Below are 22,882 nucleotides of genomic sequence, written 5' to 3'. Positions count from 1 at the left end.
GATTTGGAGCAAGCAAGGTACCGAATCGCCTACCGTTCTTCGACGTCACTGAGCTGATCGGGCCCCTTTACCATATCGCGGTTGTGGGCTTCCACGACGGTCCGGATTTCGGCCAGGACTTCCGGGTGGTCTTCCGCGATGTTGTGGATTTCGGAGGGGTCCACGTTCACATTGTACAACAGGGGGGTGGCGTGTACCGTCCGGGCTTCCCCTCCGTAGCCACCTTCCGTGATGAAGTGGGCCTTGTAGGCGCCTACCCGGACGGCGTAGAGTTCGGCGCTGCGGTAGTAGAACACGGTGTTGCGCGGACTCCTCCCCCCACCGAATAGCACCGGGGACAGGTCCAGGCCATCAATGATGCGGTCTTGTGGCTCCGCCACCCCCGCCAGCTTGCTGAAGGTGGTGAAGAGGTCCATGGTGGTACCCAGTTCCGTGACTACCCCGGGGGCGATCCGGCCCGGGCCCCAGGCGATGAACGGTTCCCGCATTCCCCCTTCCCAGGTCGTCCCCTTGCCGTCGCGCAGCAGGCCGGCGCTGCCGCCCTGCACCCCGAAGGGCAGCCAGGGGCCATTGTCGGAGGTGAATACCACGATGGTATTCTCGGCGATCCCTTCCGCTTCGAGCAGGTCGAGGATTTGGCCGACGCCGGCGTCGATCTCCTCCACCACGTCGCCGTACAGCCCCCGTTCACTTTTTCCCACGAAGGCATCCGAAGCAAAGAGGGGGATGTGGGGCAGGTTGTGGGCCAGGTAGACAAAAAACGGCCCGTCGCGGTGGTTGCGGATGAAGTCCATCGTTTCCCGGGTATACCGGTCGGTAATGGTGTGCTGGTTCGCCGGCCGCTCGATGATCTCGGTATTCCGCATCAGGGGCACGTGGTAGCTCTCCGTGTCGTAGCTGGCCTGGCTGGTGAAGAAGTTGTAGTAGCCGCCCTCGGCTTCCAGGTCGGCCACGATGTCCATATCGTTGGAGTAGGGAATGCCGAAGTAGTAGTCGAAGCCGTTACGGGTGGGCAGGTATTGGGGGCGGTGGCCCAGGTGCCATTTGCCGATGCAGGCCGTGGCGTAGCCGGCCGACTTCAACTGGTCGGCCAGGGTGATTTCTTCTTCCGGCAATCCCCTTCTGGAGTGGGGGTAGAGCACCCGTTTGGGCCGGCTGACCATCCCGCTCCTTACCGGCAGCCGACCGGTCAGTAGCGCCACGCGGCTGGGGGTGCATACGCTGGCGCCCACGTAGAAGTTGGTCCACTTCTGGCCGGTGGCGGCCATACGGTCGAGGTTTGGAGTGCGGATCGTCGGGTGGCCGTACGCCCCCAGGTCACCGTAGCCGAGGTCGTCGGCGAAGATGACGATGATGTTCGGCGGTTGCGAGGGGGGTGGGGATGCCTGCGCTCTTGCTCCCGCAGGCGGGAGCAGGAGCAGCAGACAGCAGAGAGTGGCCCATTGGTGGGCGGAAAGCAGGTTGCCGATGGTCATCTAGTACCCCGTATTTTGCTCCAAGAGGTTGTTGGCGTTCATTTCCACCTGGGGCAGGGGGAAGAGGACGTGGAAGTCCTCCGCATTGTGGCCCCGGTCGCGGGCCTGGGCAATGAAGCGGCCGTGGCGCAGCTGGTCTTCCCGGCGCTTGGCTTCGAACCAGAATTCCCACTCGCGCTCCCGCAGGATGGCGTCGCGCAGGGAGGCCTGGTCGTAGTCGGCCAGCCGGAGGGGTTCGGCACCCGCGCGCTGCCGCACCTGGCTCACCAGATCGATGGCCTCCTGGGTGGGGCCTTCCAACTCGTTCAGGGCCTCGGCCCGGCTGATCAGGATGTCGGCGTAGCGGACGACGGGCAGGTCGTTGCCGGAGTTGACGCCAACCGAGTTCGGGTCGAATTCATATTTGTAGGGGAAGGAGCGGTCGAAGCCCAATCCGCCCACCCGCTGACCGGAGGAGGTACTTACGTATTCGGTGACGATCATATCCCGGCGGGTGTCCCCCTCGGCGAAGGAATTCACGAAGTCGTCGAAGAGGTAGGTCCGGGCCGCGAAGACGCCATTGTTGGGGTAGGGGCGGGGGTAGTCGGGGGGGAAGAGCAGGGCGTTGATGGCCTGGCCGGTCGTACCGGAAACCGACGATTTGGGCAGGGCCCACACCATTTCCCGGTTGCCTTCATTGGCTACCGCGAATACGTCAGAGTAGACCGGTACCAGTCCGTAGTCCCCGGAGTCGATGACCCGCTGGGCCATGTCGGCGGCCTTTTGCCACTGCCGGGTGTTGAGGTAGAATTTGGTCAGGATGCCCATGGCCGCTCCCCGGGTGGCCTTGCCGTACGCCAGGGGCTCCGCGGGCAGTCCTTCGATGGCCAGCTGGAGTTCCGTTTCGATCAGGGCGCGCATCTCCGCATCGCTGGCCCGGGGTTGCAGGGGGGCGTCGGTGGAGGAGGTGTACACCGGAACGGGGCCGTACAGGTTGTATAACTCGGCGTAGTTCCAGCCCCGGAGAAAGTGAACCTCGGCGGCGGCCCGTTGGCGGAAGTCGGCGCTCAGCGCTTCATTGTCCAGGTTGTCCAGCACGAGGTTAGCGTCGCGGATGGCGTTGTAGTAGACCGTCCACATCGCCAGCACGTGGGCGTGGTTGGCGTCCCAGGTGAAGGTGATCAGGCTGGCCCAGAGGGATTCTATCGAGCCCCCGAGTCCGTGAGCCTCCCCGGCGGTCATGCCCTGCATGAACAGCGGTGCCCAGGATTCCTGGTAGCCGGAACGGTGGCTGTAGGCGTAGGCCGAGTTGAGGACCGCCTCGATCCCGCTTTCGGAAGTGAAGAGGGTAGAGGGGGCCAGTTCGCTGAAGATCTCCTCTTCCAGGGGGCCTTCACAGGCGGTGAATCCGACGAAACAAACGACAAGGAGGTAGTGATATATGGCTTTCATGATCTTTGTATTTTTTCCGGTTAGAAGCTGGCGTTCAATCCTACGATGTACGTCCGGGCCAGGGGGTAGCTGCTGTAGTCTACCCGCACGTTGCTGCGGCCGAAGGAGTTAGCCTCGGGGTCGAAGCCGATGTAATCGGTGATGGTGAAGAGGTTCTGCCCCGTGACGTACAACCGCAGGTTGCTCAGCAGGCCCTGGCCGGTGGTGGGCACGGTATAGCTGAGCTGTACGTTCTTCAGGCGGAAGTAGGAGGCGTCCTGGAGCACCAGGGTATTGACCTTCCCAGCCCCGTAGGCGTTGGGGTCGACGCCGGAGGGCCACTTCGCGTTCGGGTTCTGGGGCGTCCAGCGGTCGAGGGACTGCTCCGCCAGGCGGTTGCGGCGGAAGTTGGCTGGGTAGAGGCTCTCGATCACGTTGATGTTGAGGAGGTCCGCCCCCTGCTGCCCCTGGAAGAAGATGTCCAGCTGCCAGTTGCCGTAAGAGAAGGAGTTCGACAGGCCGTAGGTGAAGTCGGGGAACGGACTGCCAATGATGGTCTGGTCGGCCGGGGTGATGACGCCGTCGCCGTTGCGGTCCTCGAAGATGGGGAAGCCCGCCCGGGCATTGGGCTGGGGCGATTCGCCGATGTTGTCGCTCTCCTGGAAGATGCCCGTGACCACGTAGCCGTAGTAGGAAGCCAGCGGCTGCCCCACCTGGATGACGGCGGTGTTCCCCACGGACTGGATGTCGCCCGTCACGATGGAGGAAGCGCGTCCCAGGTCAAGGACCTCATTTTTGATCGTCGAAAAGTTGAGGGAAGACTTCCACTTGATGCGGGCGGTGGAGACGTTGACGGAGTTGGCCAGGAGCTCAAATCCCTGGTTGCGTACCTCTCCCACGTTCGTTAGCACGGACTGGAAGCCGGAGGACCGCGGCAGCGGCAGGTTGAACAGCAGGTCCTTGGTGTTCTTCACGAAGTAGTCCACCGAGCCGTAGATGCGGCCGTTCAGGATGCTGGCGTCGATGCCTACGTTGAACTGCTCGGTGGTTTCCCACCGCAGGTCGGGGTTGGCGATGCGCCGGGGGGTGACGCTACCCTGGACGTTGCCGTTGAAAACCACGCTGGGGCCCGTACCGAAGGTCAACTGGGAGGCGTAGTTGCCGATCTCCTGGTTGCCCGTCTGCCCCCAGCTGGCGCGCAGCTTGAGCTCCTCGAATACCGCCGGCACGAAGGGCTCGCCCGAAAGCTTGTAGCCCACGGCGAAGGAGGGGAAGTAGCCGTATTTCTGGTTCTCCCCGAAGCGGGAGGAGCCGTCGGCCCGGATGGAGGCCGTGAAGAGGAACTTGTCGTAGAGGTTGTAGTTGGCGCGCGCCAGGTAGGACAGCAGGGTGTTTTCTTCCCGCCCGCTCACCAGGGCGTCGGTATTCGTGTCGCCCAGGCTCAGGTTGCCGGTACCGATCTCGTCGGTGGGGAAGCCGCTGATGCTACCGCCGAAGATCCGGTTCTGGAACCACTGGTAGGTAACCCCGCCCAGGAAGGTGAAGGCGTGGTTCTCGTTCAGCGAGGTGTTGTAGTTCATGGTGTACTCCAGCAGGGTGCTGGAACGCTCCAGGTTCACGATGTTGGCGATACCGCCCGCCGGGCCGCCGTAGAAGGTGGCGCGGGTGTTGTAGATGTCCCTCCGGGTCGACTGCCGGTCGGTGCCGAAGTTGAGCTTGGCCGTCAGGTTGGGCAGGGCCTCGACGGAGAGGAAGGCGTTGCCCAGGGTGCGGTTCGTCTGCCCCTGGCTCTGCACGCCCCGGATCAGGGCCACGGGGTTGTTGACGGTCAGGTTGGTCGACTGGTTGTAACTGCCGTCGGGGGCGAAGATGGGCTCCGTGGGGTCGTACAGCAGGGAGGAGTAGATGGGGCCGGCATTCTCGTTCGTCTGGATGCCGTCGATGTTGTTGTTGTCGGAAACCAGGCTGGTGTTGATGTTGATGCCCGTGGTTACCCGGTCGCTGAGTTCAGACTCCACGTTGATGCGGCCGATGAATTTCTCGATTCCGGAATTCTCCACTACCCCCTGCTGGTTGAAGTAGTTCACCGAGGCGTACATCGAGGTGCTGCCCGCCCGTCCGCTCAGCGAGAGGTTGTGGTCGGTGACCGGCGCATCGCGGTACACCTCATCCTGCCAGTTGGTGCCGGCGCCGATCGCGGCAATGTCGGAGGCGCTGAACACGGGGTCCTGTCCGCGGGCTACCGAAAGGTCGTTCATCAGGGTGATGTACTCCTCGGTGGACAGAATGTCCATTTGCCGGGCTACGGTCTGCAAACCGGCGTAGGCGTTGTAGTTCACCGACAGCTGTTCACCCTTCCCCTTCTTCGTAGTAATGATGATCACCCCGTTGGCGCCCCGCGAACCGTAAATGGCGGTTGCGGAGGCGTCCTTCAGGATTTCAATGGAAGCGATATCATTGGGGTTAAGGGAGTTGAGGGGGTTGCGGGGGCTTTCGTTGGCGCCGATCCCGCCGGCTCCACCGGAGGAGAGGTTCGGGCTGTTGTCGATGGGGAATCCGTCGATGACGTAGAGCGGCTCGTTGCCGGCATTGATGGAACTGGCGCCGCGTACCCGGATGGATAGTCCGCCGCCGGGCTCGGCGCTGCTCTGATTGATCTGTACACCGGCGGCGCGCCCCTGCATCATCTGGTCGACGGAGGCGTTCGCCCCGGGGTTCAGGTCCTCGGTCTTCAGGGAGGACACCGCCCCCGTCAGGTCGCTCTTCTTCACGGTGCCGTAGCCGACCACCACGACCTCGTCCATGGCGATGCCCTCGGAGAGGACGATGTTGAGGTCGCCGGTAGCCGGTACCTCCTGGGAGGCGTAGCCGGTATAGGAGAAGACCAGGGTATTGGTGTCCGCCACTTCTTCGAGGGTGAAGTCGCCGTTAAAGTCCGTAATGGTGCCGCGGGTAGTCCCCTTCACCATGATGGTGGCCCCGATGAGGGGTTCCCCGTCGGTGCCGGAGACATTGCCGCTTACCGTCTGGGCAAGGATGTTGGCCGTGCAGAACAGGCTGCAGGTCAGGATGTAGAGTAGTGATTTCATGATCGATAGTTGATAAGTTTGAACCTGATGAATGCGAGGGGCCTAGGAGGCTCAGAAGCCGAGTTGCGACAGTACCGCGCGGGCCGGATCATTGATGTCGTCGAAGATGGGCCGGACCTCTTCCATTTCCTCCTCGTGCTGCCGCACCAGTTCGCGCAGCCTGCGCACCACGTCGCCGTGGCGGGCGCTCACTTCGTACTGCTCACTGGGGTCGTGGTCGAGGTGGTACAGCTGGGGACGAGTGTAGAGGGTCACGTTGCTGTAGGATTCGATGGACTTGAGGTGCATCTTCCAGGGGCCCGACCGTACTGCGTAGAGCTGGTCGAGGTGGTAGTAGAAAAGGGTCTCCGTAGCTTCCTCCTGCTCCCCCTTCCAGACGGGCATGAGGTCGTTCCCGTCGACGGGGCGGTCCGTAGGCACCCGCCCGCCGCCGGCCTTGATCAGGGTGGTGTAGAGGTCCATGGTGGTCCCCAGCGACTGGATGATCTGGTCGCCGGGGATCGTGCCCGGCCACTGCACCACGGCGGGGACCCGCATGCCCCCCTCCCAGCAGCTTCCCTTGCCGCCGCGGAGGAGACCGGCGGACCCCCCTTCCTCGTCCTGGGTAGTCCAGGGGCCGTTGTCGCTGGTGAACACGACGATGGTGTTTTCCTCCAGCCCGTGCTGACGCAGGCGGTCGAGGATCTGCCCCACGCTCCAGTCGAGTTCCTCGACCACGTCGCCGTACAGCCCGCGGCGGGTACTGCCCTCGAAGGCTTCACTCGCGTAGAGGGGCACGTGGGGAAAGTTCGGGGCGTAGTACATGAAGAAGGGCTCCTGCCGGTGGTCGTCGATGTAGTCGAGTACTTTTTCCGTGTAGTCGATGGTCAGCTGGTGCTGGTCCACGTCTTCGATCACCACGTTCTCCCCCTCCAGCATATAGAGGGTGGAGTAGAGCTGCTTCAGCGGCCCTTCGGAGTCGCTGTTGGACCGCATGTCATTGGAGTAGGGGATGCCGTAGTAGTAGTCGAAGCCGTGGCGGGTGGGCAGGTAGTCCGGCAGGTGCCCCAGGTGCCACTTGCCCACCATGCCGGTGGCGTACCCGGCGTCCCGGAGGGCTTCCGCCAGGGTAACTTCCGTCTGGGGCATGCCGCCCGTGGAGAAGGGGAAGAGTACCCCCAGTTTTTCGCCTACCATTCCGCTGCGGACGGGCAGGCGACCGGTGAGCAGGGCGGCCCGGCTCGGGGAGCAGACGTTGGCCCCTACGTAGAAGCTGGTCAGTTTGGCCCCCCGGCGGCCGATGCCGTCGATGTGGGGGGTGCGGATGGTGGGATGACCGAAGGAGCTGAGGTCGCCGTAACCCAGGTCGTCGGTGAAGACGACCACAATGTTGGGTGGCCGCTCCTGGGCCTGGGCCGTCAGGGAGAGCAGTATGAGGAAGAAGATTGGGGCAAATGTGCGCATGACCATATTTTGTTCCAAATTTCGGCCCGTTGCACCCCGTTTGCCTTCTACATATCGGTCAAATGCGTTGAAATATCGGTCACGATAGTGCCTTGTCGCGGTGCTGCGACTGAAATTCGGAGGGCGTCATCTGGTACAGCCGCTTGAAGCAGGTGGAAAAGTAGCGGGGGTCGGAAAAGCCCGTCTGGTAGCCCACCTCGGCGATGGACAGCTTCGTCCGCTGCAGCAGCCCCAGGGCGCGTTTCAGGCGGATGGTGCGGATGAATTCGTTGCCGCTGAGGTCCGTCAGGCTCTTGAGTTTGCGGTAAAAGGTGGAGGACGACATCCCCAGGGCCTCCGAGATGTCGGTTACCTCGAGGGTACAGTCGTCCAGCCGCTGGTCGATGTAGGCGATGACCCGATCGATGAACTCCTGGTCGGCGTGGTTGAGCGCGAGGTCGTCGGTGGCCAGCAGGGTGGAGTGGAGGAAAGACTGCTTGAGGCGCTTGCGGGATTGCAACAAGTTCTCCACCCGGGCCCGCAGCAGGCTGGTGGGGAAGGGCTTGGTTACGTAGGCGTCGGCGCCGGTGCGGAGCCCTTCTATTTCGTGGTCGGTGGAGTTCAGGGCGGTCAGCAGGACAATCGGGATGTGGCCCAGCAGGAAATCGGCTTTGGCCGTTGCGCACAGGGCGTACCCGTCCATTCCGGGCATCATGACGTCGCTGATGATGAGGTCCGGCATCTCCGACCGGGCCAGCTCCAGCGCGCGTTCGCCCGAATCGGCGGTAACCACGGTGTGGGTATCCGCGAACATTTCCTCGATGAGCTCACGCACGTCGGGCTCGTCGTCCACCACCAGCAGCTTGCTGCTTTCCGCAGGGGGCGTAGTGCGGTTTTCCTGGACATCACCGGCGGCCACCGCCGGAGGGACGGTACTGGCCCGGGGTTGCTGGGGTTCCTCGCTCATGAGGTCGAGGTCGGCCTTCGGCAGCGTGAGTGAAAAGGTGGTCCCCACGTCGGGGGTCGACGCCACCTCGATCGTGCCGCGGTGGAGGGTGGTGAGCTGTTTGACCATATGGAGGCCCAGGCCTGAACCCAGCCGCTTTTCCCCCCGCTGTTCCTGGAAGAAGGTGGTGAATACCTGGTCGAGGTTTTCGGGCAGTATCCCCCGGCCGGTATCCCTGACCCGGATGGTGAAGTGGGTGGGGTGGGGGGCGTGCTCCGGCTCCATCACTTCTACGGATACGCTGCCGCGGTCCGTAAACTTCACGGCGTTGGCCACCAGGTTGACGAGGATTTTTTCCAGGATGTCCCGGTCGAAGAGTACGTAGGGGTACTTCTCCATATTCGTCTCGAAGTGGAGGGCTATCCCTTTCTCCTCCGCCATCCCCAGGAAGCTGTACAGGGTGTCTTCGGCAAAGGCTACGATGTTCCCTTTTTTCGCAAATACTTTCATGTCGGATTGCTCTATTTTCCTGAAGTCCAGAATCTGGTTGACGCGGTGGAGGAGTTTGTGGGTGTTGCGGTGGATGAGCCTCAGCAACCGGCCTTCCCCGCCCCCTCCCCGCCGGCTGATGATCTCTTCCAGCGGCCCGATGATCAGGGTCAGGGGCGTCCGGAGTTCGTGGGTGATCTGGGTGAAGAAGTCGATCTTGAAGTTGTACAACTCCTCCATTTTCTCCCGCTGGATCCGCTGCACTGCCACCTCCTTCCACAGCCGGCGCCGGTTGCGGCGGTAGAGGAAAAACTGGCGGGCCAGGAGGAAAAGTACGATGCCGTACCCCAGGTAGGCCCAGCCGCTCTGCCAGGGTTTCGGGGGCATGTACAGGGAAAGGCTGGCCGTCTGGTCGGTGAAGGTCCCGTCCGGGGCCAGGTACCTTACCTCGAAGTTGTACGCCCCGGCGGGCAGGTCGCGGTAGGTGGCGTAATTGCGGTTGCCCACGTAGTTCCACTCCTTCTCGTAGGGGTGGAGGCGGTAGGCGTAGTTCAGCCGCGAGGGGTTGTGGTAATCCAGGGCGGTGTACTCGAAAGTGACCAGGTTCTGGTAGACCGGCAGGCGCAGTCCGTCGAGGTACATCAGGTCCCCCGGTACGCGGAACCCGGCCACCTCCGACTCCACCGCCGACCGGTTCATCAGCAGGAAATCCGTAAGGTGCACCTGGGCGTTCGGCGGGGGCGCGGCGAGGAGGTTGCGCGGGTCGAAAGCGTACATGCCGCTGTTGCCCCCTACGACGACTTCCCCCCCGGGGGTGGTGGCCAGTCCATTCCGACTGAAGTAGGTGGGCTGAAATCCCTCATTGTGGTCGAGCACGTTGCGCACCTTCCACTGTTCGTCGACCTGCACCAGCCCCTGGTTCGTGGCCAGCCAGTAGCCCTCCGTAGGGTCTTCGCACACGGCCATCACCGTCAGATGCTTGTCCGCGACCAGCCCGCTCAGCTTTTCGTAGGTGGTGAGGTCCGGGCTGTAGCGGATCTGCCCCTGGTGGTCCGAGCAGATGATCAGCCGGTTGCGGGTGTCGAGGTAGAGGGTGGTAAGGTTGGTGGGCTGCGGTTGGTCGGCGGGGAAGGCGTGGCGGCGCAGGCTGCGTTCCCGTTTGGAAAATACGTAGAGGGTCCCCGAACGGGTAGAGAGGTAGACCACGCTGTCGTTGTGGACCAGCGCGGTGACCATGTGTTCGGGCTCGGGATTGGGCAGGGGGTAGTTTTCCAGCCCCCCGGTCTTGAGGTCATAGATCTGCAGGCCGTCCAGGTTGGACAGGTAGATGGTATCGCCGTCCTGGACCATGGAACTGACCAGGCTGCCGGGCCGCAGTTTCTTGCTGCGGTTGGAGTGGTGGAAGTATTTCCAACGGCCAGTGGCGAGGTGGTAGTCGTAAAATCCGCTGAGGGTGCCAATCAGGAGGTGGTCCTCCGCTTCCGTGAGCAGCAGGCTGATGATGTAATTGTTTTCCTTGCGCGTGCCCAGGTTCAGTGAGTCGGAATCGGTGGGCGTGAACTTCTCAAACCGGTCCGCGCTCCGGTCGTAGAACAGCAGGCCTTCCTCGCCGGCCCCTACCCACAGGTCGTTATTTTTGGTCGGGGCGAAGGAGGTGATGTAGTTGCTGTTGATCCCGTTGTTTTCTCCCTTCGGGAAAAACAGGTTGTAGCGCATCTGGTGCTGGTGGTAGTACTCCAGGCCACTCGTGAAGGTGCCGATCCAGATGCCCCCGTTGTTGTCCGCGTAAATGCAGGAAAGGGAGTTGGTGACGAAATTGCTCTCCGGCTGATCTCCGTACAGCATCACCTCTACGGCCCCCGTGGCGGGATCCAGGATGTTCAGCCCGTTGCGCCCGGTGCACACCCAGATCCGCCCCTCCCGGTCCTCGATGACCCCGTTGATGTAGCGGGAGCTGAGGCCCGCTACTACCGTCCATTCCCGGTGGCCGGGGTCGTAGTACCGCAGGCCATTGCCCCGGTCACTGACCCAGATGCGGTCCGCTGAATCCACGTAGATGGTAGATACGAACTCGATTACCCCCGGCTCGCGGCGGAAGTCGTCGCCCAGGGGATCGGTCAGCCGCCCCGCTTCCGGTTCGTACCGCCGCAGGCCCAGGTTCGTATTGATCCAGACGTTCCGCTGGTCATCGACGTGGAGGGCGGTCATGGCCTCCATCCCGGGAGCCGAGGATAGGTCCTCCAACCGGGTTTCCCGGACCACCTGCAGTTGTTCGTTCAACTGCAGCAGCACGCGGTCGGTAACCACGAATACCCGCCCCCGATGGTCCCCGGAAATTGCGTTGATGGCCCCGGCGCGCAGCGCCGGATGGGCGAAGCGCCGGAACCTTGAGGTGTGGCGGTCGTAGACGTTCAGCCCTACCTCGGTCCCCACCCACAGCTGGTCCTGCCCGTCTTCGTACAGGGCCGTGATCTCATCATTGGACAGGCGGGTGCTGTCGGCCGGGTCCGCCAGGTGAACGGCTACCTGCCGGCTGTCGTAGCGGTTCAGTCCCAGGTGGGTACCCACCCAGATGAACCCCTTGCGGTCCTGCAGGATGCACGTCACCCGGGGGAAGGAAAGTCCCTCCCGCGTTGAGATATTCTTGAAGTGGATCTGCTTGCTGAGCTGGGCGTCCAGCCGCGGGGCGAACGCGATCAGGCACAGCAGGATGAACCCCACAACCGGGCGGTAAACAAGTGGCATGCAACGACTTTGGCGGGGCGTACCCGGATAGGGAAGATACAACTTTGGTGATAGCTTATTTCGCTCCTTCCAGACCAGGCGGAATTTCCGTCGCCACGCGCCGGTGCCAAAAACCCCGTGGAACAGCCCTTGCATCCCTCCTGCCAATTCCTTAATTTTCGGGTACTTCCCCCTTAAGACCGCCCCGCCTGAATACCCATTCAGTTATCCGCCCCGGCCCTGCACCCCCCTGCAGGCCTACCGGCGATTGTATTCACCCACTCACACACACTATGAGCAAGAAAATTCTCAAAATCGGACTCTACCTTCTGGCTGGCCTCCTCGTCGTGGTCACCGGGGTATTGATTTACGTATCAACGGCGCTGCCCGCCGTCGACCCGGCCCCGGACCTGAAGGTGGAACTCACCCCCGAGCGCGTCGCCCGCGGGGAGTATCTGGCCAACTACGTCATGTCGTGCACCGACTGCCACTCCCCCCGCGACTGGTCGCAGTACGCCGCCCCCCTGGTTCCACATTCCCTCGGTCGGGGTGGGGAAATATTCGACCAGCAAATGGGCCTGCCGGGGCGCTATGTATCCGCCAACCTGACCCCCGCCCACCTCGGCGACTGGACAGACGGCGAGATCTTCCGCGCCATCACCTCCGGGGTAAGTCGGGACGGGCGCGCCCTGTTCCCCATCATGCCGTATCCGGCCTACGGCAAGGCCGCCGAGGAGGACATCCACGCCGTGATCGCCTACCTGCGCACCCTGCCCCCCATCGACTATGTGCCTGAGCCCTCCCGCTCCGATTTTCCGATGAACTTCATCATCAACACCATCCCGCAGAACCCCCAACTGTCGGATCCGCCCGACCCGGCGGACCGCGTCCGCTACGGGGAATACCTGGTCAATATCGCCGCCTGCGCGGAGTGCCATACCAAGCAGGAGGGGGGGCAGATCACCGGTAAGCCCTACGCCGGCGGCACCGTCTTTCCCCTCCCCAACCGATCGACCGTCACCTCGGCAAACCTGACCCCCCACCCAAGTGGCCTCGGGAACTGGACGGAAGATCAGTTCGTGGCCCGGTTCAAGCAGTACCGCGACTCCAGTTACCAGTCCCCCGCCGTCGGCGACGGTGATCCCCAGACCATCATGCCCTGGATGATGTACAGCCAGATGAAGGAGGAAGACCTGCGCGCCATCTACGCTTACCTGCGTACCCTGGAACCGGTGGATTCGCGCATCCAGCATTTCCAGGCATCGCTGAAGTAACGGGCTGGAGATTGCCGGCGCGCGTCCTACTTTAGGGCAACCCAATCCCCCCGCCGATGCGCCCGACCTGTCTTTGCTGCTTCCTGCTCCTGGCCCTGCTGATCCCCCACCGGGCTACCGCCCAGAAGGTGGCCCCGGAGTTCCTGCAACAGCCGTGGCCCGCCGCCTGGATCACCCAGCCGACGGGCGACGCGGAAGCTTACGGCGTCCACTATTTTGGCAAACGCATTGAATTGGCCGCCGCCGTCGACTCCTTTCCCGTATTCCTCTCGGCCGACAACCAATACGCCCTCTTCGTGAACGGTGAACTCGCCGCCCGGGGCCCCGCCAAGGGCGACCTGGACCACTGGAACTACGACCGCCTTGACCTGGCGCCCTTCCTGCAGCCGGGCACCAATACCCTGGTCGCCCGGGTCTGGAACGCCGGCGACTACCGGCAGGAAGCCCAGATCACCTACATGACTGGCCTGATCGTGCAGGGGGCCACGCCCCAGTCGGCCCGGGTCAATACCGATACCAGCTGGGCCTACCTGCAGGACGACAGCTTCCGACCGGTACCGGTGAGCGTCTACGGCCCCCGCCCGGACATGATCGGCATGTACGGCTACTACGTGGCCGGCCCCGGCGACTGGGTGGAGATGGCCCGCCGCGTGGACCCCCGCACCGCCGACCCGACCAGCTGGGTACCCGCCCGCGTCGTTTCCTACGGGGTGCCGCGCAACAGCGTGGGCATGGACGCCCGCGAACCCTGGCGGCTGCAGCCCTCCCTGCTGCCCCAAATGGGGCGGACGGCGGAGCGCTTCGCCGCCGTGCGGCGGGCCAGCGGGGTGACCCCGCCGGCGGGATTCCCGGCCCGGCCGGTACCCCTGGTGGTACCCCCCCGGACCACGGCCACCCTGCTGCTCGACCAGTCGTACCTCACCAACGCCTACCCCACCTTCACCTTCCGTGGCGGAGCCGGGGGGCGAGTGGTACTTACCTACGCCGAAGCGCTCTACGAGGAGGACCTGCGCACCAAGAACAACCGCAACGACATCGATGGGAAGGTCATCCTGGGCCGCCAGGACAGCCTCTTCACCGACGGCTCCCCCCGGCAGGTGTTTACCCCGCTGTCCTACCGCACCTACCGCTACGTGGAGGTGGCCATCCGCACCGCCGACGATCCGCTGGTCATCGAGGACATCACGGCCGAGGCGGTCGGCTACCCCTTCGAGCGGCGGGCCCGGCTGACGGGGGCGGACCCCGCCGTGGAGGCCCTGCTCGACGTGGGCTGGCGCACGGCCCGCCTCTGCGCCATGGATACCTATATGGACTGCCCCTACTGGGAGCAGCTGCAGTACATCGGCGATACCCGCATCCAGGCCATGGTAACCCTCTACAACACCGGCGACGACCGCCTGGTGAAGAACGCCCTGAACCTCATGCACCAGTCGCGGCAACCCGAGGGCGTCACCCTGAGCCGTTACCCCACGAACATCAAGCAGATCATCGCCCCCTTCTCCCTCTGGTACGTGGGGATGCTGCGAGATTACATGATGTACGGGGCCGACCGTGAATTCGTCCAGGAACAGCTCTTCGGGGCCCGGCAGGTGATGGACTACTTCGCCGGTTTCCAGGCGGCCGACGGCTCGCTGGTCAACTTGCCCAACTGGTCCTTCACCGACTGGGTGGAGGAGTGGCCCCGCGGCATCCCTCCCATGGGACCCCGGGGGCAGTCGGCCATCCTCGACCTCCAGCTGCTGCTGGCCTACCAGAACGCCGAGGCCCTGGAACGGGAGCTGGGCATGGCGGCCTTCGCGGAGCAGTACCGCAATCGGGCCGAACAGCTGGCCACCACCATCCAGGCCAAGTACTGGAATGCCGGCCGCGGACTATACGCCGATACGCCGGAACACGACACCTACTCCCAGCACGCCAATACCCTGGCCATCCTGGCGGGCCTGGTAGGTGAGGAGGAAATGCCCCGCCTGGCCGACCGACTGCTCACCGGGGAGGGGTTATCTCCCGCCTCTATCTATTTCCGCTACTACCTGCACCGGGCCCTGGTGCGGGCGGGCCGCGGCGACGATTACCTCAGCTGGCTCGACGTCTGGCGCACCAACTTGGACCTGGGCCTGACCACCTGGGCGGAGGACTCGAACGTGGCCGGGGCCCGCTCGGACTGCCACGCCTGGGGGTCGAGCCCCAACGTGGAGCTCTACCGCACCGTGCTCGGCATCGACTCGGCCTCCCCCCACTTCCGTACGGTACGCATCGAGCCCCACCTGGGCGCTTTGCGGAAGATCGGCGGCGAGATGCCCCACCCGGCGGGGACCATCGCGGTGGACTACGATCTGGACGCCGGCCGCGCCACCGTCACCCTGCCGGAGGGAGTGACCGGCGAATTTATCTGGGAGGGTACCACCACCCCCCTGAGCGGCGGCACCAACGCGGTGGCCCTGTGAACCCGGGCCCTGCGGACCCGTCACACGGCACCCGCCCCCCGGGGCCAAAAAAACTTTAAAAGATTTTTAAGAAAAGATGTGACCGAACGGCGGCCGTGCGTCTTCACCATGTCTTTCACCCGATCGCCGCGCCACGTTGGCCAGGGCGCAGGGGGGAGGGCAGTTCACATAACCTTCAGATTACCATGAAACACGTTTTGATTGCAGGCTTTCTCGGCCTCGTTTTTGCCAGCTGTAGCGATTCTTCTTCCACCGAGACCGTTGACGGTACCGAGCAGGAACTCACCCCCGGCATGGAAGTAGCCGCCGAACCCGTTGAAATGGAGGACGCCGCCATGATGGAGGACGCCACCGCTTACACCACCCACTTCGAAGCCGCCCTGGCTGACATCGACGGTGGTCAGTTCGCTACCGCCGCCGAAAAAATGGAACTCGGTATCTCCTCGCTGGAGAACCAGGTGACCATGCTGGAAGGCGATGCCCAACAGCAACTGGAGAACGTAATCGAGCAGCTCGACACCGTCACCGAAGGCGTACGCGCCGGTGAGGTAACCGACCGCACCGAAATCGAAACCCTGCTGGCTCAGGTTCAGCAGGTACTCGGCTCCGTACAGCAATAATCCCAAAGCTTCGGCTTTATTGATCAGCGCAGGCCCGTAGCGATACGGGCCTGCGTTTTTTTGTCCCGCCGTATCTTATGGAGGTGATGTACGCCTTACTCACCTTCCATACTCCCCGGCCGTGATGCCCCGCGATCCCGCCCGCCCGCGCCCCGATCTGCCGCCCACCCCCGGCGATCAGCGGCTCGCCCTGGCCGGCTGGCTGGGGGTGATCGCCCACTTCACCGTGGTGCTGCTGGCCTACGGCGAACTGCCGGAGCGCATACCCCTCCACTTCGACCTGTTCGGAATGCCCGACCGCTACGGCGACAAGGTCCACATCTGGTGGCTGGTGGGGCTGGGACTGCTGCTGCAGGTCGGCAGCTACTGGGCGGCCCGACACCCCCACACCTTCAATTACCCCCGCCGCATCACCCACGAGAACGCCCGCCGGCAGTACCGCAATGCCATCCGGATGGTGAGGGCCGTGACGGCGGTGACCGTCTGGGCCTTCGTCTACATCACCTCCGCTACGGTGCGGGTGGCCCTGGGGCAGCAGGACGGACTGGGCGCCTGGTTCACCCCCCTCTTCCTGCTGGCCGTATTCGGTACCCTGGCCGTGTTCGCCTACCGGGCCGTCCGGGACACCTGAATTCCCGCATTGGGGAGGCCAAAAGCCGTTATCTTACTGGTAAGCCAACGGTCGAATCATGCGCCCCGCCCTCGCTGCCTTGCTGAGTATCTGCCTGTTCCTGGGCTGCCACACCCTGCGGCCCCGCCCGGCGGGCTGGCGCGTCCTCGTGGTCGAACAGGGCAGTGGGCAGGTGAAGCTGCTCGACGCCAGCGGCACCACCCTCGACAGCGTTCGGGTGGGCTATAATCCCCACGAAATTGAACTGGATGGCCCCCGGCGCCTGGCCTACGTTTCCAATTTCGGGGTGGAGGACTACGACTACACCATCGGCGTGCCGGGCACCACGGTGTCGGTCATCAGTACTGACGACCTCGCTACCGCGGCCCACTGGCCCACCTACCGCCCCGGAGCGGTGGACAGCAGCCGGGGCCCCCACGGCATCCGCCTGCGGCCCGGCCACCCCCGCGAGCTGTTCGTGAACGTGGAGTATGGCGACTCGATGCTGGTGTACGACACCCGCGACGGCCACATCCGGCGTTCCTTTCCCCTGCCGGCGGGCAACCACAACTTCACCTTTTCTCCCGACGGTGCCACCGTCTATCTCCAGGCCGGGCCGGCGGGCCTCCACCGCTTCGACGCTACTACGGGGGCGCCGCGGGGACACTTCGCTACCGATAGTCCGCTGCGGGGCGTGGCTCCGCTGGACGATCACCGCCGGCTGCTGCTGAGCTGCCGCGACGAGCTCTACGTGATCGACACCAGTGACCTGTCGGTAGTCCGCCACCTCCGGGGCTTCGGGGTGGGGCAGCTCCTCTATTCCGCCCTCAGCGCCGACGAGCGGCTGATCTTCGCGCCGGCTCCCTTCGACAACGTGGTGCTGGTGATTGACGCCGCCACCGGTGCGGTGCTCCACCGACTCAACTGTGGCCGGGCCCCCATCTACGTACAGCTGACGCCCGACGGGGCCCACGCCCTGGTCAGCAACGCCATGGACGACCACCTGAGCCGGATCGACCTGACCGACTTCAGCGTCGCGCCCTTCGGGCGGGTGAATCGCCCCAACGGTTTCGTTTTTCTGCCGCGGTGAAGACCGGCTTTCCCGTTGCGGCGGCAATACGTACTTTGAGCAGCGGGGAGGGGGAAAACTGAATTCGTCGATCTTACATGCACAATCCTGAAGTCCGGCCCCGGCGTATCCTCTCCATTGACGTGTTGCGGGGATTCGACATGCTGATGATCATCGTGGCCGACCGCTTTTTCGCCCAGCTGCACCAGGCGGCCGACACCCCGGTTACCGCGGCCGTGGCCGGGCAGTTCAACCACCCGGAGTGGTTCGGTTCCACGGCCTACGACATCATCATGCCCCTCTTCCTCTTCGTGGTGGGGGCCGTCATCCCCTTCAGCCTTTCCCGGCGGATGCAGGAGGAGACGACCCGGGCGGCCATCTACCGCAAGCTGATCCGCCGCGTGGTCATCCTCTTCATCCTCGGCTGGATCGTGCAGGGCAACCTGCTGGCCTGGGACGCGGAGCGGTTCCACGTCTTCAGCAACACCCTGCAGGCCATTGCCGTGGGCTACTTCTTTTCCTGTCTGGCCTTTCTGCATCTCGACCGCCGGGGACGCTACCTCCTTTTCGCCGGCTGCCTGTTGGGGTACGCCGCCCTGCTGACCCTGCCCACGGTGCCGGGGGTGGGGCGGAGTGAGCTGCTGCCCGACCGCAACTTCGCCCTCTACGTCGACCGGCTCGTCTTCGGCCGCTTCGACGACGGACTGCAGTACACCTGGCTGCTGAGCGGACTGGGCTTCACGGCCACTACGCTGTCGGGACTGTTCGCCGGCGAACTGATCAAGTCGGCCACCCCGCCCAAAAAGATCACCCTCTACCTGGTCCTCGCCGGGGTAATCAGCCTGGCGGCGGGCCTCCTCTGGGGCACCTGGCACCCCATCGTGAAGAAGCTCTGGACGAGCAGCTTCGTACTGGCCTCCTCCGGGGTCTGCTTCCTCCTCCTGGCCCTCTTTTACTGGATCGTGGACGTGCGCGGCCACACCCGCTGGGCCTTCCCCCTGGAGGTCATCGGGGTGAACGCCATTACGGCGTACGTACTGTCGCACGTCATCAGCTTCCCCTCCATCGCCGGCGACCTGCTGTTCGGCCTGGAGCAGTTCACCGGCGACTACTATCCGGCGCTGACCACCCTGGGCGGGTTCGCCCTGCTGTACCTCCTCCTCTGGTACATGTACCGCAATCGCACCTTCATCTCGGTGTAAGGCGACACCGGATGTCCATTTTAAAAATCCCCCTATGAATCCTACGGTCGATACCTACTTCCAGAAAACGACAAAGTGGCGGCAGGCGCAGGTGCAACTGCGGGAAATCTGTCTGCAATGCGGTCTGACGGAGACCATGAAGTGGGGCAAGCCCTGCTATACCCTCGACGGCAAGAACGTAGCCATCCTGATGCCCTTCAAGGCGTACTGCGCGCTGATGTTCTTCAAGGGCGCCCTGCTCCAGGATCCGGCAGGACTGCTCGTGCAAGCCGGCGAAAACACCCAGGCGGCCCGGCAGCTGCGCTTCACCACCGCGGAGGAGATCGCCGAGCGGAAGGATACCATCGTCGCCTACCTCCGGGAAGCCATCGCCGCCGAGCGGGCGGGGAAGGAAGTGAAGCGCAAGGCCACGAAGGATTACCCGGTCCCGGAGGAATTCCGCACGGCGCTTGACCGCGACCCTGAGTTGAAATCCGCCTTCGAGGGCCTCACCCCCGGTCGGCAGCGGGCCTATTTGCTGCACTTCGCCTCTGCCAAGCAGTCGAAAACCCGCACGGCCCGGGTGGAGAAGCATATACCGCGGATTTTGGCGGGGCTGGGATTGGATGATCGGTAGGGCGGGGTTTCGCTTCCTTCGGAAGCTTGTGAATGGGTTACCGCAGATTACTTGGATTGGGCCGCAGATAGATTTAAGTGGTGTCGGCCTCCTACTCGATTGTTGTCTTCCACTCGGCGAGGGGGGGGCGGGCCGCCCACGCGCCGCGTGGGCTTATGTATAGTTCTCTTTTCTTTTTCCTTGATGAAAAAGAAACAAAAAATCAAGCCTGTACATCCGGCTTAATCGGCTGCCGAACCCCGGCAGGACTAAAATCCACAAACTCGCATGATCCTGGCCTCAACCAATTGTGCCTGCGATCCATATTGTATTTCTCCTCACCCAATAGCATTTTCCCGGCTCATACAGTGTGTATTTTTTAACGCCCTGCCGCGGCCCGTCATCCGGCCGGCTGTAAGGGCGAACCCATTACTATTTAATGTCCAGTGAGAGAGAATCTGCGTTAATCCGCGAAAATAAATCTGCGGGTATCTGCGGTAAACTGGAGGGGGGTAATACCGCAGATTGCGCGGATTTGGTCGCAGATGGTCGTAGGGTAGTGTCCTCCTAATCGATTGGTGTCTTCCACTCGGCGAGTGGAAGTGTCCGCCCACGCGCCGAGTGGGTCCTATCTGCGTTACGTGGCAAAAATTAATCTGCGTATATCTGCGGTAAACTGGAGGGATTAATACCGCAAATTACGCGGATTGGGCCGCAGATTGATTTACGTAGTGTCCTCCTTCTCGATTGTTGTCTTCCACTCGGCGAGTGGAAGTGTCCGGCCACGCGGCGCGTGGGCCTATCTGCGTTAATCGGCGAAACGAATCCGCGGCCATCCGCGGTAAAGAAACCCCTGGCACGCGAAGCGTAAGTATTCCCCCGGCACCCGCGGCCGCGCCCCCGAAAAACCCCACCGCGGTTGCCCCACTTACCCCTAGGGCCTAAATTACGAGTGAGCATAACCAGCAACCACGGGAGGACGGACGCTCAAGCCCATCCGCCCCACAACACGAGCACCATGGCACACGCACACCTGGGGGAGGGGTACGACGTATACACCGTCATTTTTGAGTTTACGGTGGAGCCGTGGCAGCAGAAGGAACTGAGCGAGAAGATACAGGCGCTGGTGCACGACATCGTGTGCCACCAACCGGGGTTCATCTCTTCCCACCTCCACCTGAGCCAGGATGGCGAGAAGGTGATCAACTACTTCCAGTGGGAGAGCCGGGACGCCTTCGACGAATTCCGGCGGGACGAGGAAAAGCAACAGCGGATCCGGCCGGTGATCGGGCCCTACAAGCCCCAGCCGCGGGCCTACGACGTCGTCTACTCCGCCCACCGGAACGTGGGATGAAAGGAGTGACACCGACTTTTGCCCTACAATGCGTAGGTTAGGGCACAACTTTTGCCGTATGACTCCCTGCAAACACCCCATGAAGCTGTCGATGGTCAGCATCTTCGTCGCGGATCCCGCGAAGGCCTTCCGTTACTATACCGAGGTGCTCGGCTTTGAGGAGGTGATGTTCATGCCCGAGGCCTACCTGGCCATCGTCAAATCGGCCGGGGCGGGGGAGGGGGCGGTGTCCATCCTGCTGGAACCCACCGAGCCGGAGGGCATCGCCATCGCACGGCAGTACAAGCGGGAACTCTACGAAATGGGGATGCCGGTGATGACCTTCAGCGCCGAGGACATCCACGCCACGACGGCGGAACTGAAGGACCGGGGCGTGGTCTTCCGCAAGGACCCCAAGCAGACCTCCTACGGCTACGAGGCCGTACTGGACGACGACAACGGCAACTACCTCCAACTTATTCAACTGACCTGATATGCCCGTTACCCTGACCACTGAAGTCCCCGCCCCCCGCGCCGAAGTGTGGGCCGCCCTCACTGAACCCGGGCGAATGCGGGAATGGTACTTCGCCAATATCCCCGACTTCCGGCCCGAAGTGGGGTTCACCACCAGCTTCACCATGCAGTCGGAGGAACGCACCTTCACCGCCCACTGGGAAGTGACCCGGGTGGTACCCGGTGAGGAGATCACCTACGTGTGGACCTACGAGGAGTACCCGGGCGCTGGCCCCGTCACCTTCCGCCTGGCCGACGCCGACGACGGCGGCACCCGGGTAACGGTATACAACGAGGGACTGGAGACCTTCCCGGATGACGTGCCGGAGTTCACCGAGGAAAGCTGCCGCGGCGGCTGGGAATACTTTCTGCAGCAGCGGCTGCCGGCGTACCTCGCCGACTCGACCACGCATTAACCGCGTAAAAATCAATCGGAGCGGGGGTAACAACCACTGCCCCCGGCGCATAGGAAGCAAAACGGAAACCGGCCCGCCTGCCGCGGCCGCAACCCAGTACGGATGAGATACCTGATCCTTCAATTGTTGCTGATGCATTTACTGGTGGGCTGTCATGACGGGGATGAACCGGATTCCGGAACCGCTCGGGGGACAGCTCTCCTGGAGGCCCGACTCGACTCCCTGTTCGCCACGGAAATCGCGCCGGACGAGCCGGGTGCCGCTTTGATGGTGGCTTACGACGGTCGCCTGGTGATCGGCAAGGGCTACGGGCTGCGCGACCTGGAGGCGGGGCAACCCATCACCGTCAATACCCAAATGCGTATGGCTTCCGTAAGCAAGCAGTTCACGGCCCTGGCGGTACTGAGCCTGGTGGACGCGGGCCGGCTGTCGCTCTCCGATACCGTCTACCGCATCTTCCCCTTTGAGGTCTTTCGTGGCGTGACCATCGAGCAATTGCTCAACCACACCTCCGGCATTCCGGACGGGGAGGAAGCCTTCTTCGAAATATGGGATTCGACCCGGATCGCTACGAACCGGGACCTGGTCGAATGGTACCAGACCAATCCGCCCACCGAATCGCCCCCGGGGGAGGTTTTCCGCTACAACAACGGCGCCTACGAGCTGCTCGCCGCCATCGTGGAGGAGGTGAGCGGACAGGACTTTGCCGCCTACGCCCGCGAGCAGGTGTTCCGGCCGGCGGGTATGGAGCATACCGTCTTCTACAATACGGCCGCACCGATAGAGCTGCCGGAGCGGGCCCGCGCCTACGACCGCGATTCCACCGGCCAGTGGAAACCGGTGGACGGACACTACCTCAACGGTCTGCTCGGCGCCGGCGGGGTGTACACCAGCGTGGCCGACTACTTCGCCTACGACCAGGCGCTGCGGGAACAGCGGATACTTTCCCCCGGGTTGCACCGGAAGATATTCCAGCCCAGCTCGATGCAGCTGGAGGAACACCCCCACGTTCCCTTCGTCTATCCCGGCGACAAATACTACGCCATGGGCTGGGAGGTGACCGACCGTTTAGCGGTGCACGGAGGGGGATGGTTTGGTACCCAAACCTTCGTCATCCACGCCCTGGACCGGCCCCTCACGATCGCCATCTTCATGAATTCGGAGCGGCTGTTTGACACTGACCTCATCGAGGAAAGCTACCGGGTGGTGACGGATTTTCTGGAAGGCTCGGCGGGGTAGGGGGGGGTGGGG

The 22,882-nt window shown here is 63.3% G+C and carries 16 protein-coding genes; 11 read left to right on the top strand and 5 right to left on the bottom strand.

The window, feature by feature from the left end; all coding sequences use genetic code 11:
• Positions 1–29: 29 nt before the first annotated feature.
• The 5 genes from CGL56_RS17425 to CGL56_RS17405 form a co-directional block, all read right to left on the bottom strand.
• On the bottom strand, positions 30–1,475 hold the full coding sequence (locus tag CGL56_RS17425; RefSeq protein ID WP_099107868.1) for a sulfatase family protein: 1,446 nt from the start codon (positions 1,473–1,475) through the stop codon (positions 30–32).
• The gene (locus tag CGL56_RS17420; RefSeq protein WP_099107867.1) at positions 1,476–2,906 is read right to left on the bottom strand and encodes a RagB/SusD family nutrient uptake outer membrane protein; all 1,431 of its coding nucleotides are present in this window, start codon (positions 2,904–2,906) and stop codon (positions 1,476–1,478) included.
• A gap of 20 nt (positions 2,907–2,926) precedes the next feature.
• Complete coding sequence (locus tag CGL56_RS17415) at positions 2,927–5,974, bottom strand: SusC/RagA family TonB-linked outer membrane protein (protein WP_099107866.1); 3,048 nt, start codon at positions 5,972–5,974, stop codon at positions 2,927–2,929.
• Between the two features lie 51 nt (positions 5,975–6,025).
• On the bottom strand, positions 6,026–7,417 hold the full coding sequence (locus CGL56_RS17410) for a sulfatase family protein (RefSeq protein ID WP_099107893.1): 1,392 nt from the start codon (positions 7,415–7,417) through the stop codon (positions 6,026–6,028).
• A 79-nt stretch (positions 7,418–7,496) separates the two neighbouring features.
• Complete coding sequence (locus CGL56_RS17405; protein ID WP_167641461.1) at positions 7,497–11,576, bottom strand: two-component regulator propeller domain-containing protein; 4,080 nt, start codon at positions 11,574–11,576, stop codon at positions 7,497–7,499.
• A gap of 272 nt (positions 11,577–11,848) precedes the next feature.
• Between CGL56_RS17405 and CGL56_RS17400 the strand changes: the two genes are divergently transcribed.
• From CGL56_RS17400 to CGL56_RS17350, 11 genes are all read left to right on the top strand, one after another.
• Positions 11,849–12,829, top strand: a complete 981-nt coding sequence (locus CGL56_RS17400) for a c-type cytochrome (RefSeq protein ID WP_099107864.1) — start codon at positions 11,849–11,851, stop codon at positions 12,827–12,829.
• Positions 12,830–12,885: 56 nt separating this feature from the next.
• Positions 12,886–15,273, top strand: coding sequence for an alpha-L-rhamnosidase-related protein (locus CGL56_RS17395; RefSeq protein WP_099107863.1), 2,388 nt, complete (start codon positions 12,886–12,888; stop codon positions 15,271–15,273).
• Positions 15,274–15,458: 185 nt separating this feature from the next.
• Complete coding sequence (locus CGL56_RS17390; protein ID WP_099107862.1) at positions 15,459–15,893, top strand: hypothetical protein; 435 nt, start codon at positions 15,459–15,461, stop codon at positions 15,891–15,893.
• 124 nt (positions 15,894–16,017) lie between these two features.
• A complete protein-coding gene (locus tag CGL56_RS17385; protein WP_099107861.1) occupies positions 16,018–16,524 on the top strand; it encodes a DUF1648 domain-containing protein in 507 nt (168 codons plus the stop codon).
• Between the two features lie 58 nt (positions 16,525–16,582).
• Complete coding sequence (locus CGL56_RS17380) at positions 16,583–17,593, top strand: YncE family protein (RefSeq protein ID WP_099107860.1); 1,011 nt, start codon at positions 16,583–16,585, stop codon at positions 17,591–17,593.
• Positions 17,594–17,670: 77 nt separating this feature from the next.
• A complete protein-coding gene (locus CGL56_RS17375) occupies positions 17,671–18,774 on the top strand; it encodes an acyltransferase family protein (RefSeq protein ID WP_099107859.1) in 1,104 nt (367 codons plus the stop codon).
• A 34-nt stretch (positions 18,775–18,808) separates the two neighbouring features.
• Positions 18,809–19,390, top strand: a complete 582-nt coding sequence (locus CGL56_RS17370) for a YdeI/OmpD-associated family protein (protein ID WP_099107858.1) — start codon at positions 18,809–18,811, stop codon at positions 19,388–19,390.
• A 997-nt stretch (positions 19,391–20,387) separates the two neighbouring features.
• Positions 20,388–20,723 carry an antibiotic biosynthesis monooxygenase family protein gene (locus tag CGL56_RS17365; protein WP_099107857.1) on the top strand — a complete coding sequence of 112 codons (336 nt, stop codon included), beginning with the start codon at positions 20,388–20,390 and terminating at the stop codon, positions 20,721–20,723.
• A gap of 58 nt (positions 20,724–20,781) precedes the next feature.
• On the top strand, positions 20,782–21,195 hold the full coding sequence (locus CGL56_RS17360) for a VOC family protein (protein WP_167641462.1): 414 nt from the start codon (positions 20,782–20,784) through the stop codon (positions 21,193–21,195).
• Between the two features lies 1 nt (position 21,196).
• Positions 21,197–21,631 (top strand): SRPBCC family protein, encoded by a 435-nt coding sequence (locus CGL56_RS17355; protein WP_099107855.1) that lies wholly within the window; start codon positions 21,197–21,199, stop codon positions 21,629–21,631.
• A gap of 102 nt (positions 21,632–21,733) precedes the next feature.
• Positions 21,734–22,870 (top strand): serine hydrolase domain-containing protein, encoded by a 1,137-nt coding sequence (locus CGL56_RS17350; RefSeq protein WP_099107854.1) that lies wholly within the window; start codon positions 21,734–21,736, stop codon positions 22,868–22,870.
• The last annotated feature ends 12 nt before the right edge of the window (positions 22,871–22,882 follow it).

This window comes from Neolewinella marina (assembly GCF_002631205.1).
GTDB lineage: Bacteria > Bacteroidota > Bacteroidia > Chitinophagales > Saprospiraceae > Neolewinella > Neolewinella marina.
The sequence above is the reverse complement of the archived record's forward strand: the minus strand, read 5'-3'. Positions and strand labels throughout refer to the sequence as shown.

Excerpts from the sequence above, each read along its gene's own strand:
- CGL56_RS17390 (WP_099107862.1), top strand. The coding sequence starts at position 15,459 with ATGAAACACGTTTTGATTGCAGGCTTTCTCGGCCTCGTTTTTGCCAGC.
- CGL56_RS17370 (WP_099107858.1), top strand. The coding sequence starts at position 18,809 with ATGAATCCTACGGTCGATACCTACTTCCAGAAAACGACAAAGTGGCGG.
- CGL56_RS17365 (WP_099107857.1), top strand. The coding sequence starts at position 20,388 with ATGGCACACGCACACCTGGGGGAGGGGTACGACGTATACACCGTCATT.
- CGL56_RS17350 (WP_099107854.1), top strand. The coding sequence starts at position 21,734 with ATGAGATACCTGATCCTTCAATTGTTGCTGATGCATTTACTGGTGGGC.
- CGL56_RS17410 (WP_099107893.1), bottom strand. The coding sequence starts at position 7,417 with ATGCGCACATTTGCCCCAATCTTCTTCCTCATACTGCTCTCCCTGACG.
- CGL56_RS17415 (WP_099107866.1), bottom strand. The coding sequence starts at position 5,974 with ATGAAATCACTACTCTACATCCTGACCTGCAGCCTGTTCTGCACGGCC.
- CGL56_RS17380 (WP_099107860.1), top strand. The coding sequence starts at position 16,583 with ATGCGCCCCGCCCTCGCTGCCTTGCTGAGTATCTGCCTGTTCCTGGGC.
- CGL56_RS17425 (WP_099107868.1), bottom strand. The coding sequence starts at position 1,475 with ATGACCATCGGCAACCTGCTTTCCGCCCACCAATGGGCCACTCTCTGC.
- CGL56_RS17405 (WP_167641461.1), bottom strand. The coding sequence starts at position 11,576 with ATGCCACTTGTTTACCGCCCGGTTGTGGGGTTCATCCTGCTGTGCCTG.
- CGL56_RS17385 (WP_099107861.1), top strand. The coding sequence starts at position 16,018 with ATGCCCCGCGATCCCGCCCGCCCGCGCCCCGATCTGCCGCCCACCCCC.
- CGL56_RS17395 (WP_099107863.1), top strand. The coding sequence starts at position 12,886 with ATGCGCCCGACCTGTCTTTGCTGCTTCCTGCTCCTGGCCCTGCTGATC.
- CGL56_RS17360 (WP_167641462.1), top strand. The coding sequence starts at position 20,782 with ATGACTCCCTGCAAACACCCCATGAAGCTGTCGATGGTCAGCATCTTC.
- CGL56_RS17375 (WP_099107859.1), top strand. The coding sequence starts at position 17,671 with ATGCACAATCCTGAAGTCCGGCCCCGGCGTATCCTCTCCATTGACGTG.
- CGL56_RS17400 (WP_099107864.1), top strand. The coding sequence starts at position 11,849 with ATGAGCAAGAAAATTCTCAAAATCGGACTCTACCTTCTGGCTGGCCTC.
- CGL56_RS17420 (WP_099107867.1), bottom strand. The coding sequence starts at position 2,906 with ATGAAAGCCATATATCACTACCTCCTTGTCGTTTGTTTCGTCGGATTC.
- CGL56_RS17355 (WP_099107855.1), top strand. The coding sequence starts at position 21,197 with ATGCCCGTTACCCTGACCACTGAAGTCCCCGCCCCCCGCGCCGAAGTG.